Source organism: Leucobacter sp. L43 (assembly GCF_016597785.1).
In the GTDB taxonomy this organism is placed as follows: Bacteria; Actinomycetota; Actinomycetes; order Actinomycetales; family Microbacteriaceae; genus Leucobacter; species Leucobacter alluvii.
This window is the reverse complement of record NZ_JAENJG010000001.1, coordinates 1,123,107-1,139,076: the sequence shown is the minus strand read 5'-3', so window position 1 is coordinate 1,139,076 and position 15,970 is coordinate 1,123,107. Positions and strand designations below refer to the sequence as shown.

The 15,970-nt window shown below is 67.1% G+C and carries 16 protein-coding genes and 2 tRNA genes; 6 read left to right on the top strand and 12 right to left on the bottom strand.

The window, feature by feature from the left end:
• Positions 1 to 73: 73 nt before the first annotated feature.
• Together JE033_RS05385 and JE033_RS05380 are read right to left on the bottom strand one after the other, a co-directional pair.
• A complete protein-coding gene (locus JE033_RS05385; protein WP_200329933.1) occupies positions 74 to 1,249 on the bottom strand; it encodes a serine hydrolase in 1,176 nt (391 codons plus the stop codon).
• Positions 1,246 to 2,691: a cytosine permease gene (locus JE033_RS05380; RefSeq protein ID WP_200329931.1), complete on the bottom strand. Its 1,446-nt coding sequence runs from the start codon at positions 2,689 to 2,691 to the stop codon at positions 1,246 to 1,248. The genes JE033_RS05385 and JE033_RS05380 overlap by 4 nt, the downstream gene beginning before the upstream one ends.
• A gap of 88 nt (positions 2,692 to 2,779) precedes the next feature.
• On the opposite strand from JE033_RS05380, the gene JE033_RS05375 reads away from it, so the two are divergent.
• A complete protein-coding gene (locus JE033_RS05375; RefSeq protein ID WP_090146925.1) occupies positions 2,780 to 3,415 on the top strand; it encodes a TetR/AcrR family transcriptional regulator in 636 nt (211 codons plus the stop codon).
• Between the two features lie 115 nt (positions 3,416 to 3,530).
• Here the strand turns inward: JE033_RS05375 and JE033_RS05370 are convergent.
• Positions 3,531 to 3,603, bottom strand: a tRNA-Ala gene (locus tag JE033_RS05370).
• A gap of 74 nt (positions 3,604 to 3,677) precedes the next feature.
• Between JE033_RS05370 and JE033_RS05365 the strand changes: the two genes are divergently transcribed.
• A complete protein-coding gene (locus tag JE033_RS05365; RefSeq protein WP_200329929.1) occupies positions 3,678 to 4,304 on the top strand; it encodes a LysE family transporter in 627 nt (208 codons plus the stop codon).
• A gap of 85 nt (positions 4,305 to 4,389) precedes the next feature.
• Positions 4,390 to 4,464 (top strand) — tRNA-Lys (locus JE033_RS05360).
• 102 nt (positions 4,465 to 4,566) lie between these two features.
• Here the strand turns inward: JE033_RS05360 and JE033_RS05355 are convergent.
• A complete protein-coding gene (locus JE033_RS05355) occupies positions 4,567 to 4,752 on the bottom strand; it encodes a CsbD family protein (protein WP_090146928.1) in 186 nt (61 codons plus the stop codon).
• Between the two features lie 245 nt (positions 4,753 to 4,997).
• Here JE033_RS05355 and JE033_RS05350 point away from each other — a divergent pair, with 245 nt between their 5' ends.
• The gene (locus JE033_RS05350) at positions 4,998 to 5,627 is read left to right on the top strand and encodes a hypothetical protein (protein WP_090146930.1); all 630 of its coding nucleotides are present in this window, start codon (positions 4,998 to 5,000) and stop codon (positions 5,625 to 5,627) included.
• 367 nt (positions 5,628 to 5,994) lie between these two features.
• On the top strand, positions 5,995 to 6,444 hold the full coding sequence (locus JE033_RS05345; protein WP_090146932.1) for an acyl-CoA thioesterase: 450 nt from the start codon (positions 5,995 to 5,997) through the stop codon (positions 6,442 to 6,444).
• Positions 6,445 to 6,516: 72 nt separating this feature from the next.
• On the opposite strand, the gene pstB is transcribed toward JE033_RS05345, so the two are convergent.
• The 8 genes from pstB to JE033_RS05305 all read right to left on the bottom strand — a co-directional run bounded on the left by pstB (position 6,517) and on the right by JE033_RS05305 (position 15,468).
• Positions 6,517 to 7,296, bottom strand: a complete 780-nt coding sequence (pstB, locus tag JE033_RS05340) for a phosphate ABC transporter ATP-binding protein PstB (protein WP_200329926.1) — start codon at positions 7,294 to 7,296, stop codon at positions 6,517 to 6,519.
• A gap of 40 nt (positions 7,297 to 7,336) precedes the next feature.
• Positions 7,337 to 8,458, bottom strand: a complete 1,122-nt coding sequence (pstA, locus tag JE033_RS05335) for a phosphate ABC transporter permease PstA (protein ID WP_090146937.1) — start codon at positions 8,456 to 8,458, stop codon at positions 7,337 to 7,339.
• Entirely contained in the window at positions 8,458 to 9,396 is a 939-nt protein-coding gene (gene pstC / locus JE033_RS05330; RefSeq protein ID WP_090146939.1) for a phosphate ABC transporter permease subunit PstC, read from the bottom strand. The genes pstA and pstC overlap by 1 nt, the downstream gene beginning before the upstream one ends.
• Positions 9,397 to 9,496: 100 nt before the next feature.
• On the bottom strand, positions 9,497 to 10,600 hold the full coding sequence (gene pstS, locus JE033_RS05325) for a phosphate ABC transporter substrate-binding protein PstS (RefSeq protein WP_090146941.1): 1,104 nt from the start codon (positions 10,598 to 10,600) through the stop codon (positions 9,497 to 9,499).
• Between the two features lie 194 nt (positions 10,601 to 10,794).
• Complete coding sequence (locus JE033_RS05320) at positions 10,795 to 11,748, bottom strand: NUDIX domain-containing protein (RefSeq protein ID WP_200329924.1); 954 nt, start codon at positions 11,746 to 11,748, stop codon at positions 10,795 to 10,797.
• Positions 11,745 to 13,874, bottom strand: a complete 2,130-nt coding sequence (locus JE033_RS05315; RefSeq protein WP_090146946.1) for an RNA degradosome polyphosphate kinase — start codon at positions 13,872 to 13,874, stop codon at positions 11,745 to 11,747. Before JE033_RS05315 ends, JE033_RS05320 begins: the two co-directional genes overlap by 4 nt.
• Positions 13,871 to 14,800, bottom strand: coding sequence for a mycothiol synthase (gene mshD, locus JE033_RS05310; RefSeq protein ID WP_200329922.1), 930 nt, complete (start codon positions 14,798 to 14,800; stop codon positions 13,871 to 13,873). Before mshD ends, JE033_RS05315 begins: the two co-directional genes overlap by 4 nt.
• Entirely contained in the window at positions 14,797 to 15,468 is a 672-nt protein-coding gene (locus JE033_RS05305; RefSeq protein ID WP_090146950.1) for a winged helix-turn-helix domain-containing protein, read from the bottom strand. Before JE033_RS05305 ends, mshD begins: the two co-directional genes overlap by 4 nt.
• A gap of 121 nt (positions 15,469 to 15,589) precedes the next feature.
• On the opposite strand from JE033_RS05305, the gene JE033_RS05300 reads away from it, so the two are divergent.
• The gene (locus tag JE033_RS05300; RefSeq protein WP_090146952.1) at positions 15,590 to 15,886 is read left to right on the top strand and encodes a hypothetical protein; all 297 of its coding nucleotides are present in this window, start codon (positions 15,590 to 15,592) and stop codon (positions 15,884 to 15,886) included.
• The last annotated feature ends 84 nt before the right edge of the window (positions 15,887 to 15,970 follow it).

Sequence of the window (15,970 nt, the reverse complement as noted above, 5' to 3'; positions counted from 1 at the left end):
CACCCGTCGGCTTGCTCAGTGGTCAGTCGGCAACCTGCACCGAGCTCAGAACTCTGGTCGACTCCCCGTTCGTTCAGGTCGCGTCGAGCGCTTCGCACACGTCCATGAGCAAGCGCGTCTGCTCAGCATGCGCAGCATCGTCGTCGGGCCCGGGCCACGACGAGAGCTTCACGATGACGCTGTCACTCGGCGGATCGAGCCAGAGGTGCTGGCCGTGGATCCCGATCGCGGCGATGTTGCCGCGGGAGTTTCCGGTGCACCACCACTGCCGGGTGTAGCTGCCGCCGGGAAACGCCGCCGTCCATCCACTCGGTGCCATCGCCGTCGCCGATCCGCCGGCGAGCAGCGCGTCCGTCCACTCGCCTGGAACAACGCGGCCTCCTGGAGCGAGACCGCGGTCGAGGATCATGCGACCCACGCGGGCGAGGTCGCGCGCGGTGCACGAGACGCCGGCGTTGGCGTATCCGAAGCCCGTCGCGTCGACGGTGATCGACGCATCGCGATCCGCCCCGATCTTCGCCCAGAGGTACTGGGAGAGGGCCTGCGGATACCTCAGCCCGCTCGCCCGCTCGACGATCCATGCGAGTACATCCGTCGATGCGGAGCAGTACTGGAACTCGCCGACGGCGCCGAGCCCTCGCAGTGTCCTCAGGAAGGCGCGGTCGTGCGCCGGATCGTTCGGCTGCCTGCTGCGCCACCCTGAAGCGCGATCGTGCGTCTGCACCTCTGACCGTGGGTCGAGGTAGTTCTCGGAGTAGTCGATCGATATCTCCATGTCGAGGAGCTGCTGCACGCTGGGCCCGTCGAACACCGAACCGCAGAGCTCGGGCACATACGCGGTGATCGGCGCCGCGGTGTCGATGCGCCCTTCGCCCACGAGCGCGCCGACGACGGTGCTGCACAGCGACTTCGAAACACTCATGAGCAGGTGCGGGGCGTCGACCGAGTGCCCGGAACGGGCGTATTCGGCGGTCGCCTCAGCGCCTCGGAGTACGAGGAACGCGTCGGTGTGCGTCGCATCGAGCCGTGCGCGCAGGCCCGGCACGAGCGCTTCCAGCGCTTCGAGCCCCTGCCCCCGTCCGTGCTCAGGCCGGCGCTCGGCGATGCGGGATACGGGAGCGGTCGGCAGGAGCTCGGACAGGTGCGCGAATGACCAGGGCTGATGCGGTGCATCCTGCCACGTGTCGAGCGTCGGCCGCGCTTCGCACGGGTCGACGGTGCGGCGGCACTCGGCGTCGTCCCCGCTCACGCGTTCGCTCCCCGCTTGATCGAGCGACCGGCGAACACCCAGTAGAGCGCGGCCGACACGAGCATGCCGGCCGGTACCGACAGGTCGAGGTATCCGAGCGCCACCGCTATCGGCCCAGTCCACACGTCAGTCGAGATGCAGAGTGCCGCCGCTGTGCCGCCCGAGACCACAGCCAGGAGCCCGGGCATGCCGAATCCGCCGCGATACCAGAACGGCCCGCCGGGGCGTTCGTCGAAGAGCATCAGGCCGTCGTAGCGGCCTTGCCGCAGCACGATGTCGGCGACGTACACCGCCATGGTCGGGGCGGAGATGACGATCAGGAACTGGAGCATGAGGTTCACGGCACCGAGCAGGGTGGTCGACAGCACGAGCACGATTGTGAGCCCGGTCCCGAGCGCTCCGATGAGGATCGCGGAGGGGATGCGCCGGATCGGCACGCCGATGGATTGGAACGCCATGCTGGCCGTGTAGGTGGTCATCCCGTTCAGCGCGACGGTGTTCACGATGACGCCGAGTACGAAGACCGGTCCCAGCCAACCGGGCAGCAACTCGAAGAGCACGTACTCGATTCCTTCCGAAGCCCCGTCCGGGGAGACTGTGGTGCCGAGCAGCGCGCCCACCGAAACGAAGACGGCGCTCGGCAGGGCGCCGCCGAGCGCCGTCGCGGCGATGATGCGCTTGGGGCTCGTGGTGGCCGGCAGGTAGCGCGCGAGGTCGGCGCTGTTCGAGTACGAGAGCGGTGTGGAGGCGAGGATCGCGAAGCCGATCGTGATGCTCGACCAGAGGGCCAGGCCCGTCAGCGGCTCCGGCTGCGCGTATCCGAAGTCGACCCGCGGCAGGATGCAGGCGGTCACGATGACGAACACGAGCAGGAGGCCGATCGTCACCCAGGTGTAGGAGCGGAGGATCAGTCCGTGGCCGAACACCGCGATGAGCACGGTGCAGGCCGAGACCGCGATGGAGACGAGGATCAGGGCGGCGAGGTGGTCTGGGAACCCCCAGCGCATGAGGAGCTCCGCGCCCATGAACGAGGAGGCGACCCAGTTGAGGGCGAGGAATACTCCCGAGATGAACCAGCCGTAGATCGCGATGACCGCCTTGTTGCCGCGGATCCCGTAGATCGCCCGCTGCACGACGGACCCGGAGGTGCCGGCGGCGGGCCCGCTGATCGCGACGACTCCCGGGAGCACCCAGAGCAGTTGCGCTGCGACGATGACGAGCAGCGCCTGCCAGATCTCGAGTCCCAGTACGAGCGTGAGCGTCGCGCCGATCGTGAAGTTGAGAACGCTGATGTTGGGGGCCGCCCACACCGTGAAGAGGTCGCGCGCCCGTCCGTGTCGCTCGGCGTGCGGCACGAGGTCGATGCCGCGTGTCTCAGGGCGGGAGGCGCGGTCGAGCTGCTGCGGCAGCGATGACGGTGGTGTCGGGGGCGATTTCGGCATTGAAATCCTCTTTCGATAGATGGCGTTCGGCCACTATTGAAGCACACTTCAATAGCGCGTGGGGCACGCATCTCGTAGACTCCGAGGCATGGTGTCACCCGCGCGCGCAACGAGGACCCGTAAAGCGCCGACCGAACGACGTCAGCAGATTCTCGACCGAGCCGCGGAGATCGCGATCGCTCACGGCCTCGAATCGGTGACGCTCCGCGCGGTCGCCGAGCCGCTGGGCGTGCAGCCGAGCCTCGTGCACCACTACTTCTCGTCGTCCGAGGCACTCGTGATTGCGGCGTTCGAGCGAGCGATATCGATCGAGCGCACAACGCTCTTCGCGTCGGAGGGTGCGCCGACCCGACGCCTCGCGACGATGATCCGACGCGTCGAGAGCGGCGACGCCATCGACCTCGCCCGTTTCTGGCTCAACGCCCGCAACCTCTCGCGCTTCCGCCCCGAGCTGGCCAGAGCCGTCGCCGAGCAGGAGCGACTCGATCGGGATGAGCTCGTCGCGATCCTGCAGGCCGGTGTCGCCGCTGAGGAATTCACGTGCCCCGACCCCCTCGTCGCCTGCATCCGCATCTTCATCGCGATCGATGGCGTCGGCGCCTACGCGAACGACCTCGGCGACTTCGCGCATCCCGCCTTCGACCACTTCGTCACCGATGTGGCCGCCTGGGCCATCGGCCTCGCGCCCGACGTCCTCCGCGTGCACGTGGAAGCGGCCGAGTAACGGGCCGGACGCTGCGCTCGGGCTCCGTCCGAGCTGAGTCCTGAGCTCGATCTCGCGACGAGTCGCCGAACGCAGAAGAGTCTCGGCTCCACGAGGAAACCGAGACTCTGACCGGTGGATCTGAGGGGAATCGAACCCCTGACCTTCTCATTGCGAACGAGACGCGCTACCAACTGCGCCACAGACCCTGACAGCGATCAATTCTAGCAGGGGAGCGGGGCCTGGTGAAAATCGCGCGCCCGCGCGCCGTTACACTGTGCTCGTGTCTCTCGCGATCTGGCTCTCCCTGCTGGCGGCCACCGTCGTCATCTGCATCACTCCCGGGGCCGGAGCGATCAACACGATGTCGAACTCACTCGCGGTCGGATGGCGCCGGTCGATCTGGGGAGTGCTCGGGCAAGAGCTCGCGCTGCTCGTGCACATCGTCATCGTCGCCGCCGGGATCGGGGTGCTCGTCGCCAGCACCCCAGCACTCTTCAACGCGATTCGTTACGCGGGCGCTGCCTACCTCGTGTACCTCGGTCTCCGCCTCATCTTCACGAAGCCCCAGCCTCCAGCCGCCGACTCGGAGGGGGCGCGGAAAGCGACGACGCGGATGGCGATGCTGCGCCGGGGATTCTGGGTGAATCTGCTGAATCCCAAAGCGATCGTGTTCTTCTTGGCCTTCATCCCGCAGTTCATCAACACGGACGCACCGATCATGCCGCAGTACCTGATCCTCGTCGCGACCGCCGTCGGCGTCGACGTGATCGTGATGTGGGGCTTCTTCGCGGTGGCGGCCCGGCCCTTTCGCCGCTACACCGCGACCGCTCGGGGCCAGCGGGTGCTCAACGCGGTGTTCGGCAGCCTCTTCGTCGCCGTCGCCGCACTCCTCGTCTTCATCCACTGACGGAACGCGTGCGCTCCCGGCGTGCGCGAAGCTCGTCGCGCCGAGATGAGCCGGCCGCCTCGAATCCGCTAAGCTATTCGGGTTGGCCCCTATAGCTCAGCGGTAGAGCTACGGACTTTTAATCCGCAGGTCGTAGGTTCGATCCCTACTGGGGGCACCACGTGCAAGAATGCTCGACGCGCGTCCGCGACCGTCTCGGCCGGAGCACGCAGAACGGCCCTGCACTCCCGAAGAAGTGCAGGGCCGTTCTCGTCCGCTTCGACTACTTGTCGAAGACGTCCTTTGCAGAATCCTTCGCGTTCGCGCCGGCCTGCTTCATATCGCCCTTGGCCTGATCGAGCTTGCCCTCGGCGACCTTGCTGTCGTCTCCGGTTGCCCGGCCAGCGGCCTCCTTGGCGTTGCCCTTCAGCTTGTCTCCTGCTGCGGAAATCTTGTCAGATGCACTCATGCAGTCCTCCTTCGATGATGGGGCGCATTCCCTGTATCGGGAACATCCACCACGTTGCCATCTCGCCCGGGCGGCGCCCAGGGGGTTGCACTTCCACCGTGAAGTGTGGATCATCGTGAGACCTCAATGGTACTCCCCGGGGTCGAGCGAGGGCTGTGCGTCGTGCTGCGCGAAGCGGCGTAGACTCGCGAAGTCCGCGATGCGCTCGCGCGCTTCCCGTCCCGATTGAACCGTGAAAGAGGCCAATGTCACGCGATCACCAGCGCCCTGTGTTGCAGCCGAGTTTCACCTTCGATTGGATCATCGGGTCCGACGAACCGGAGGCGGCTCGCCGGCTCGCCCAGGAGACCTCGTGGGCGCTGCTCGACCGTGTGCGCAGCGTCGCCGACCCCGATGTCGTCGAGCGAGTCGTCGGGCTCGCTTCGGGGACCGGGCTCGATGACATCGCCGAACTGTGGGCGGGCGAGAGCTCGCACTCGCTGGCGGGTGTGCTGTGGCGGCTGTACCTGCTGCGCCGCGTCGTCGACGCTGATCCCGAAGGATCAGCTGACCTCTTCCGCCGCGGCGCGGCAGCCACGGCGACGATCGATCCGGTGGTCGCTGGTGCAGCCGAGCCGGTGACCCCGGAGTCGATCGCCGGACTCTGCGACACCATCCTCCGCGGTGTCTTCGCCGGAGACCTGGGCGGCGCTCTCGAACGCTCGTCGAGCTACTGCCGCATCATGTCGCTCGGCGCCGCCGATCTCGCCGATACGCGGGATGTGCACGACGACGCGCACGCCTCGGAGCTCACGACCCGTTCACTGCGCTACTCGACGTTCGCGAGCGACCTCCACGCCGGTGCAAGGCGCTGGCGCGACGGCACGCTCTCGTAACGGTGTGGGTGTCGAGAGGTACTCGCGGGCACGAGTGAAACGCGCGAGCACGAGGGCGCATTCGCCGACGATGGGGTCGCTCTCGGTGGGAATCCTCGTGTTCGCGCCGATGAGCAGCAGCAGCGCGTTCGCCCAGCGCAAACGGCACGCCCTCGCGTGGAGCGCACGCTGCGCTAAACTGGTTCGTGCCGGGCCGCAGTAACCCCGGGCTCCAATTTTCGCCGCTTCGAGCGGCCTTCCGCCGAGAGGCGTTTCTGCGGCTCGGTCTTTTCATGCCCTGGCGAGGGCGGCCTGAAGCGCTCGCGTTCTCGATCCCGAGACATCGCTGTTCTCCTGCCCGAAATGCGCGCGTTCTAAGCTCGGGTGCATGAGATCTCAGTACGCGCACGCAGACGGCATCAACTTCTCCACGCGCAAGTGGGTGCGGCCGGAAGACATGAACGCGAACGGTTCGCTCTTCGGGGGGAGCCTGCTGCGTTGGATCGATGAAGAGGCGGCGATCTACGCCATCATTCAGCTCGGCAACCCGCATGTCGTGACGAAGCTGATCTCGGAGATCAACTTCGAGGCGTCTGCGCGTGAGGGCGACCTCATCGAGATGGGACTGGTCGCGACCGAATTCGGCAGGACCTCGCTCACGATGCGCGCCGTGGTGCGAAATATGATCACGCGCAAGACGATCCTGTCGATCGAGCGCATCGTGTTCGTCAACATCGGCCCAGAAGGGGTGCCGGTGCCGCACGGGTACACGGAGATCACCTACGATCGCGACCGCATGCCTCACGCCGATGAGATGCCGAACCGCGACGAGGACTGACCCCGGTCAACGCAGCAGCCCCGGTGCGCGCCGAACACCGGCGCGCACCGGGGCTGGTGCCCCGCCGGCGAGTTACCCGAAACGGCCCGAGACGTAATCCTCGGTCGCCTGGACGGACGGCGTGGAGAAGATCGTCGAGGTGTCGTCGTACTCGATGAGCTTGCCCGGCTTGCCCGTGCCCGCGATGTTGAAGAACGCGGTGCGGTCGGAGACGCGCGAGGCCTGCTGCATGTTGTGGGTCACGATGACGATCGTGTACTCCTGCTTGAGCTGATCGATGAGATCCTCGATGGCGAGGGTCGAGATCGGGTCGAGCGCCGAGCAGGGCTCGTCCATGAGGAGCACCTCGGGTTCGACGGCGATGGCGCGTGCGATGCAGAGTCGCTGCTGCTGCCCGCCCGAGAGCCCTGAGCCCGGCTTGTCGAGGCGATCCTTCACCTCGTTCCAGAGGTTCGCGCCGACCAGCGACTTCTCGACGAGCGCATCGGAGTCGCTCTTCGACATGCGGCGGTCGTTGAGTCGCACGCCGGCGAGCACGTTGTCGCGGATCGACATGGTGGGGAAGGGGTTGGGGCGCTGGAACACCATGCCCACCTGGCGACGCACGAGCACGGGGTCGACGCCGGTGCCGTAGAGGTCCTCTCCGTCGAGCAGGACTTCGCCTTCGACGCGCGCGCCGGGGATGACCTCGTGCATGCGGTTGAGCGTGCGCAGGAAGGTCGACTTGCCGCAACCCGAGGGGCCGATGAACGCGGTGACGCTGCGGGGTTCGATGTTGATCGAGACATCCTCGACCGCCAGGAACTTCGAGTAGTAGACGTTGAGGTCTTTGACCTCGATGCGCTTCGACATGGTGATTCTTTCGTTCGGAGTCAGCGGAAAGGGGAGCGGCTCAGCGGCCGGTCTTAGGGGCGAACCAGCGGGCGATGAGACGGCCGAGCAGGTTGAGCGCCATGACGATGAGGATCAGCGCGAGCGCTGCGGCCCAGGCGCGGTCGATGAAGGCTTCGGCCGGGTTGCCCTGGTTCATGAACTGCGTGTACACGTACACGGGCAGCGACTGCATGCGGTCCGAGAAGAGGTCGTAGTTCATCGAGGCGGTGAACCCGGCGGTGATGAGCAGCGGCGCCGTCTCGCCGATGACGCGAGCGATGGAGAGCATGATGCCGGTGGTGATGCCCGCGATGGAGGTGGGCAGGACGACCTTGGTGATGGTGCGCCACTTCGGCACCCCCAGGGCGTACGAGGCTTCTCGCAGCTCATTGGGAACGAGGCGGAGCATCTCCTCGCTCGAACGGACGACGACCGGGATCATCAGCACTGAGAGGGCTACCGCGCCGACGATGCCCATGCGCACGCCGGGGCCGAGGAAGAGCGCGAAGACCGCGTAGGCGAACAGGCCGGCGACGATCGAGGGGATGCCCGTCATGACGTCGACGAGGAAGGTGATGGTCTTCGCCACCCGCCCGCGTCCGTACTCGACGAGGTAGATCGACGTCATGAGGCCGAGCGGCACCGAGATGACCGAGGCCGCGAGCGTGATCAGCAGCGTGCCGATCATGGCGTGGAGCGCACCGCCGCCCTCGCCCGTGACGTTGCGCATGGAGGAGTTGAAGAACTCGGCGTCGAAGCGTGCGAGGCCGTTCGAGACCACGGTGATCGCGACCGAGACCAGCGGCACCATGGCGAGCAGGAACGCTCCGGAGACGATGGCCGTGATGAAGCGGTCCATGGCCTGGCGACTGCCCTCGACGGCGGCCGACATGATCGTGATCACGAGCACGTAGGCGATCGCACCGATGAGCACCGCGCCCACGATCGAGAACTCGCTGCCGGAAGACGCGGCGAGAAGGCCGAAGAGTGCGAACGCTGCGGCGAGGCAGCCGACGAGCACGAACCACGGCGTCGAGCGCGACAACCGGTTGCCGGCGAGCGAAGAACCTGCGCGGACGGGGCGGACGGTGATGGCCACGGAAGTGGTCCCCTCTTGTTTCGGTTCGGTCTGCTGGAGCATCAGTTGGCCGCCGAGAACTCGGCGCGGCGGCTCACGATCCAGCGAGCGAGCGCGTTCACCAGGAAGGTGACGATGAACAGGATGAGGCCGGTGGCGATGAGCACGTTGATGTTCTCCCCGTAGGCCTCCGGGAACGAGAGGGCGATGTTCGCCGCGATCGTCGAGGGGTTCTCGGAGGTGAGCAGCCGGAACGAGACGAGACCGGTGGCCGAGAGCACCATCGCGACGGCCATCGTCTCACCGAGCGCTCGCCCGAGGCCGAGCATGGCGGCGGAGATGATGCCGGGGCGACCGAAGGGGAGCACCGCCATGCGGATCATCTCCCAGCGGGTCGCGCCGAGCGCCAGCGCGGCCTCCTCGTGCAGCACGGGCGCCTGCAGGAAGATCTCACGGCAGATCGCCGTCATGATCGGGAGGATCATCACGGCGAGCACGAGCGCGGCCGTCAGGATGGTGCGCCCGGTGCCGCTGACCGTGCCGCTGAAGAACGGGATCCACCCGAGGTACGTGTTGAGCCACTCGAAGATCGGGCGTGCCGCGGGCGCGAGCACGCCGATGCCCCACAGGCCGAATACGACGCTCGGCACTGCCGCGAGCAGATCCACGATGTAGCCGAGCACCTGCGCGAGCTGGCGAGGCGCGTAGTGGGAGATGAAGAGGGCGATGCCGATCGCCAGCGGGAGCGCGATCAGGAGGGCGAGAGCAGCGGCCCAGACCGTACCGAAGACGAGCGGACCGACGTACGACCAGAAGTTGCTGGTGAGCAGCGACGCGCTTTCATCGGTGGCGACGAAGGCGGGGACGCTCTGCACGATGAGGAAGATCGCGACGGCAGCGAGGGTGACGAGGATCATGCTGCCCGCGAAGACCGCGGAGCGCGAGAAGACGCGGTCGCCGATGCTGAGCACCGGCTTGGCGGGGGCGGAAGTGACGGTCACTGAGTCTCCGAGGTCTGGGAGGGAACTGCTGGGGGGATCACCTGGCGGCGATCGGAGGTGGGAGGGGCGCGACACGTCCGCGCCCTTCCCACCTCGGAGATCAGCTGATCGAGTCGATCGCGGTCTGCACCTGGCCGCGGAGATCTTCGGAGATCGGCGCGTTGCCGGCCGATTCCTGAGCCGCCGACTGGCCTTCTTCGCTCACGATGTAGCTGAAGTACGACTTCACGAGCTCGGCGTTCGCCGCATCCTCGTACTCGGCGCACCCGATGAGGTAGCTCACGAGCACGATCGGGTAGACGCCGTCCTCGGTCGAGGTGCGATCGAGCGTGATGGCGAGGTCGCCTTCGGTGCGGCCCTCCTCAAGCGACGAAGCGTCGACGATGGCTGCAGCGGCTTCGGGGGAGTACGGCACGTAATCCTCGCCGACCTTGATGTCGACGGTGCCGAGGTCGCCGGCCTGCGAAGCGTCGGCGTAACCGATGGTGCCGCTGCCGTTCTTCACCGCGCTGACGACGCCCGAGGTGCCCTGCGCGCCTTCGCCGCCGAACTCGGTCGGCCAGGTCTCGATGGAACCGGCGGTCCAGTCATCGGCCGCTGCTGCCGCGAGGTACTCGGTGAAGTTGCCCGTGGTGCCGGAGTCGTCGGAGCGGTGCACGGCAGTGATGTTGCCCTCGGGCAGCTCGACGTCGGGGTTCTGGTCGGCGATGGCCGGGTCGTTCCAGCTGGTGATGGCGCCGGAGAAGATCTTCGCAACGGTCGGTGCGTCGAGCTTCAGCGAATCGACGCCCTCGACGTTGAAGATCACTGCGATCGGGGAGATGTAGGCGGGGAACTCGACGATGTCGCCGGTGGCGCAACCGTCGAAGGGGCCCGCCGAGATCTCTTCGGCCTTGAACGCACGGTCGGAGCCCGCGAAGGCGCTCGCGCCCTGCTGGAAGGTCTCGCGGCCGGCGCCCGAGCCGGAGGGCTCGTAGTTCACCGTGACGTCGGGGTTCGCGGTCTGGAAGCCGGCGACCCAGACTTCCTGGGCCGAGCCCTGCGACGAGGCGCCGGCGCCGACGAGTTCGCCGGAGAGGCTCGAGGTTGCAGCCGAGTCATCGCTTCCGGAGGCGCTGCCGCCTTCGTTGGCGGCACAGGAGGTCAGCGTGAGTGCAGCAATACCGCCGATAGCGGCGATCTTGGCGAATGCGGAGAGCTTCACTTGAGATTGATCCAATCTGGAAACGGATGTGAGGTGATGGCCTCAAACGACCACAGCACCACGCTAAGCATCCTGCGTGACGCGGGGTCTGCCAGAGGGTGAACAACAGGTGAACTCACGCCGCCGGCATCCGCAGTCGTCGGACGGCTGCACCTGCTCCGCGGGGCCCTTCCGGCCATCCCGAGGCTTCGGGGTCAGTGCTTCAGCGGGTACGTCTCAACGGAGAGGATGCCCGCCTCGGGGTGCCGCCGCGACAGATGGAACACGGAGAACCCGGCGGTCGGCAGCGTGGTCGCTTCTTCCAGATAGGCGCCGATGCGACCTCCGGTGGCGAGTGCGAGCTCGCGAGCGAGATCCGGCAGCACGGGTCGGTGGCTGCAGAGCAGCACGTTCTTGCCGCGGCTGACGATCGCGGCGATCAGTTCGCGCAGCCCCGCGAGTTCGCCCGCACCCCACGAGTCCTGGCTGATCGCGTCGGTGAGTCGCGCCGGTTTGCGCCGACGCTCGGCGAACGGTCTGACGGTCTCCACGCATCGCACAGCCGTCGACGTGTAGATGCGCCGAGGTCCGAATGCATCGAGGATCGGCACCAGGGCGGCGGCTTGAGCCTTCCCGAAGTCGGTCAACGGGCGGAGATGGTCTGGCTCACCGCTCTGAGCGCGCGGAAGTGCTTTCCCGTGGCGCAGCAGCGTCACGGAGAAGCTGTCGAGGTGATCGTGCTCGGCCAGTTTCAGGAAGACGTCGAAGAGCTCCTGATCGGCGGAATAGGTGAGCCGCCCGCGCACCTCGTCGATGGGCACCCACTCGATCGCATCGACTTCGCCGTTCGGCTGAAACGCGGCTTCGAGCGCACGCTTCCTCGGGACCTGGACGGCCCAGTACTGCACCGTCTTCCGACGGTTGCCGCTGAGTCCGTAGTGGATCGTGCCGAGATGCTGATCGAGCCGCACCTTCAGCCCGGTCTCCTCGCGAGTCTCGCGCACCGCGGCCTGCGGCAGGCTCTCGCCTGGTTCGAGCTTGCCCTTCGGAAACGAGATGTCTCGCCGTTTCGGTCGGTGGATGACGAGCACGAGCACCTGCTCGCTCCCGTCAGCGCGGGCATCGCGGGTCCAGCAGACGGTTCCGGCGGCGAAGACCTCCTCCGTCACCGCGATCTCCGCGCACGGCGCGCCTCGGTGCGATCCTCCATGACCAGATCCTGCAGATCGGGGAGCACTTCGCCGGCCTCGTTCGTCACGCTCCGATGCCAGCTGCCATCCGGCAGCATGCGCCACGACGAGACGTCGTCGCTGAAGGCGAAGTCGAAGAAGCGGGAGATGCGCTCGAGGTGTTCGCGCTCATCGAGGCGCACGAGCACCTCGATGCGACGGTCGAGGTTGCGGTGCATGAGGTCGGCGCTGCCGATGAACACTTCGCGCTCTCCGCCGTTCTCGAACGAGTAGATGCGCGAGTGCTCGAGGTAGCGGCCCAGCACGGACCGGACGCGAATCGTCTCGGAGAGGCCCGGCACTTCGGCGCGGATCGAGCAGATGCCGCGCATCCACACGTCGATGGGCACACCGGCCTGACTCGCGCGGTAGAGCGCGTCGATGATGGTCTCGTCGACCATCGAGTTGCCTTTGAGCCGAATGCCGCTCGGGCGGCCGGCGCGTGCATGCTCCGCCTCGCGCTCGATGCGTTCGAGGAGTCCGCTGCGCAGCTGCAGCGGGGCGACGAGGAGGCGGTCGTAGTCCGTCTCGATGGCATAGCCGGACAGTACGTTGAAGAGCTTCGTGACGTCGCGTCCCACCTCGGGGGACGATGTGAACAGCCCGAAGTCCTCGTAGATGCGACTGGTCTTCGGATTGTAGTTGCCGGTCCCGATATGACAGTAGTGCGCGAGGCGACCGCCTTCTTCGCGGATCACGTGGACGAGCTTGCAGTGCGTCTTCAATCCGACGAGCCCGTATACGACGTGCACCCCGGCCTGCTCGAGCTTGCGGGCCCACGTGATGTTCGCCTCTTCGTCGAACCGCGCCTTCACCTCGACGAGCGCGAGCACCTGCTTGCCGGCTTCCGCGGCCTTGATGAGCGACGCCACGATGGGGCTGTCGCCGGAGGTGCGATACAGCGTCTGCTTGATGGCGAGCACATCGGGATCGGTCGCGGCCTGTTCGACGAACGCCTGCACACTCGTGGCGAACGACTCGTAGGGGTGGTGCACGAGCACCTCGCGCCGAGCGATGGCGGCGAACGTGTCGAGCTTGTCGCTCGGAGCGCCGACGCGGAACTGGGGGTGGGTGACCGGGATGTGCGGCTTGAACTTCAGGTCGGGCCGCGCCACCCGCGTGAGGGCGAACAGGCCGCTGAGATCGAGCGGTGCCGGAAGGGTGTAGACCTGCTGCTCGTCGATGTCGAACTCGCGCACGAGCAGTTCGAGCGTCGCCTCATCCATGTCATCCGAGATCTCCAGGCGGATGGGCGGCCCGAAGCGGCGGCGCAGCAGCTCCTTCTCGAGCGCCTGAATCAGATTCTCGGTCTCGTCCTCTTCGATCTCGACATCTTCATTGCGCGTCACGCGGAAGACGTGGTGGTCGATGACCTCCATGCCGGGGAAGAGGCCGCCCAGCTGATTCGCGATGAGCTCTTCGAGCGGGATGAAGCGCACGTTGTCGACGCTCTCTCGACCGTCGACGCGGACGTAGCGCGGGATCATCTGCGGCACCTTGAGGCGCGCGAACTCGATCTTGTCGGTGTTCGGGTTGCGCACCCGGATCGACAGGTTGAGGGCGCGGCCGGAGATGTAGGGGAATGGGTGCGCCGGGTCGACGGCGAGCGGCATGAGCACGGGGTAGATCCGCTGCTCGTAGTAGTCGGTGAGGATCTCGCGATCCGCGTCATCGAGCTCATCCCAGTCGACGATGTTGATTCCGGACTCGGCGAGCGCGGGCTGCACGTGACCGCGGAAGCACTCGGCGTGCCGCAACTGCAACTCATAGGCGCGTCGGTTGATGTTCGCGAGCACGTCGGTCGGAGCGCGTCCCACGTTCGTCGGAACCGCGAGGCCGGTGATGATGCGCCGTCGCAGGCCGGCGACGCGCACCATGAAGAACTCGTCCAGGTTCGCGGCGAAGATCGCGAGGAAGTTCGCCCGCTCGAGCACCGGCGTCGACGGGTCCTCTGCGAGCTCGAGCACGCGCTGGTTGAAGTCGAGCCAGCTCAGCTCGCGGTCGATGTACCGGTCTGCTGGGAGTTCGACCCGGACATCGGAGGGGTCGCGCGGTTCGTCGTTCATGGATCCATTGTGGCACCAGGGGAGGCCGGTGAGGCCGTTCTCCACTGGCGACTGCGTGAATCGATGGTGAACCCCGCGCGTTCGTACATGCGCACGGCGCGATCGTTGTCGCCGTCGACGTACAGCGAGACCCGCTGCGGCCGGTGCTGCGCCATGCGAGCGAGTGTCGCGTCGAGGAGCAGGCCCCCGAGTCCCTGCCCGGCGAACTCCGGGCGCACTCCGACGGCGTAGAGCTCCGTCTCGACCTCGGGATCACGGAGCGTCTTGATCCACGTCGATCCCGCGGCCTCGCCGGTGCCGTCGATGAGGAGCAGCAGATCTTCCGGGTCGAACCACTCTTCGGCCCGCATCAAGGCGAAGTCCGATTCGGTGACGCGCCCCTGCTCGGGGTGCGTCGCGAAGGCTGCAGCGTTCGCCCGCACCCACCTGCCGGCGTCGTCGGGCCGCTCGGGGTCGAATGGGCGCAGCTCGAACCCGTCTGGCAGGTCGAGTGCGACCGCGTCCGAACTGGGCTGCGGGAGCAGTGCGGGATCGAGGGCCATGCGATAGAGCGAGCGCACCGGGGTGAAACCGGCGCGGCGCAGGAGGGCCTCGGCGGCCGGATTCTCGCCGTGCGCCCACGCGAGCGCCTCGGCGTCGACGCGATGCAGCAGTTCGGCGAGGGCCGCAGTGCCGACTCCGTTCCCACGCGCCTGCGGGAGCACGACGAGATCGACCTCGCCCTGGCCGACGACGCCGACGGCCACGGGATCCGCGTTCGCATCGCCCCGGAACAGGAGCAGCGATCGCTCGCCCTGCGCCGCGGCGAGCAGCGCCTGATCGGAGACGGGCGACGCTCCATCGTGCTGATGCGCCGCGGCGATGATGCGCCGGGCGAGCTCGAAGTCGGACGGGCGGGTTGCGGCGTACGACTCGAGATGCGTCATTCCGTCTCTTCCTCCTCGATACGGGCCCGTGCGAAGCCGTAGCCGACCCCGCGCACCGTACTGATCAGACCCTCGTGTTCGCCCAGCTTCGCACGGAGACGTCGCACGTGCACGTCGACGGTGCGCGTGCCGCCGAAGTAGTCGGTGCCCCACACCTCGCTCAGCAGCTGCTCGCGCGTGAACACGCGACCCGGGTTGCCCGCGAGGAAGTGCAGCAACTCGAACTCCTTGTAAGTGAGGTCGAGCGGACGGCCGAAGAGCCGAGCGGTGAAGTTCGATTCGTCGATGACGACTCCGGCGGCGTGCACGGCGGCCGGCTGCGCGGCAGCCCTGGGGCGCTCGAGCAGTCGCAGCCGGAGCTCGATCTCGACGGGGCTCGCGGTCGGCAGGAGCAGCTCCTGCACGCCCCAATCCGGGGTCAGCGCCGTGAGCGCCACCTCGGGGAGGATGACGACGCGCGGCGTCTCGCTCCCATCGACCATGCTGAGGCACGCGCTGCGTGCACGGCGGGCGTCGAGCGTGCCGTCGATGAGCACGGCATCGAATCGATCCGCCATGGTCTCCGGAACTCGGAGGGAGAGCGGCGAGGTGCGCACATCGTGCGGGAGGAGGTCGAGCCCGGGGAGTGAATCAGCCGGATCGCGATCTGAGAGGCAGAGGAGTTGCATCTACCCGTCCTTCCTCGTCTCGTGGCCTGCACCAAATAGTACTGTGCGGCCTGTTTCGCCCCCGTTTCGCGAGTGTTTCGAGCTCGCCGGGCTGTTTCGCGGCGTGTGGAAGAATGGCGCAATGACCGAGATGCCCCCCGAGACCGCGGAGATGCCCGATGCGCACTCCTGGCACGTACCGCGGCTGATCCTCGCTTGGGCGGCGGCGGCCGTCATGGGCACGCTCGTCACCCTGCTCACCGCGCCAGAAGAACGCTTCTCGTGGCTCGTGCTCGCGGTGGGAGTCTCAGCGCTCGTGACGTTCGCACTGCAGCTCGGCACCGCGCAGCGCGAAGGGTTCATCACGCGTGTCTCGTTCAGCGTGGCGGGTTCGGTGGTCATCATCGCGATCATCGACGTGGTCGGACTCGTCCTCTAACCGAGAAGTCGCGCAGGCGATGTAGACTGTCGTCATGCTTCTCGCGCTCGAACTCTTCTACCTCGGCCTGCTCGGCCTGGCCTC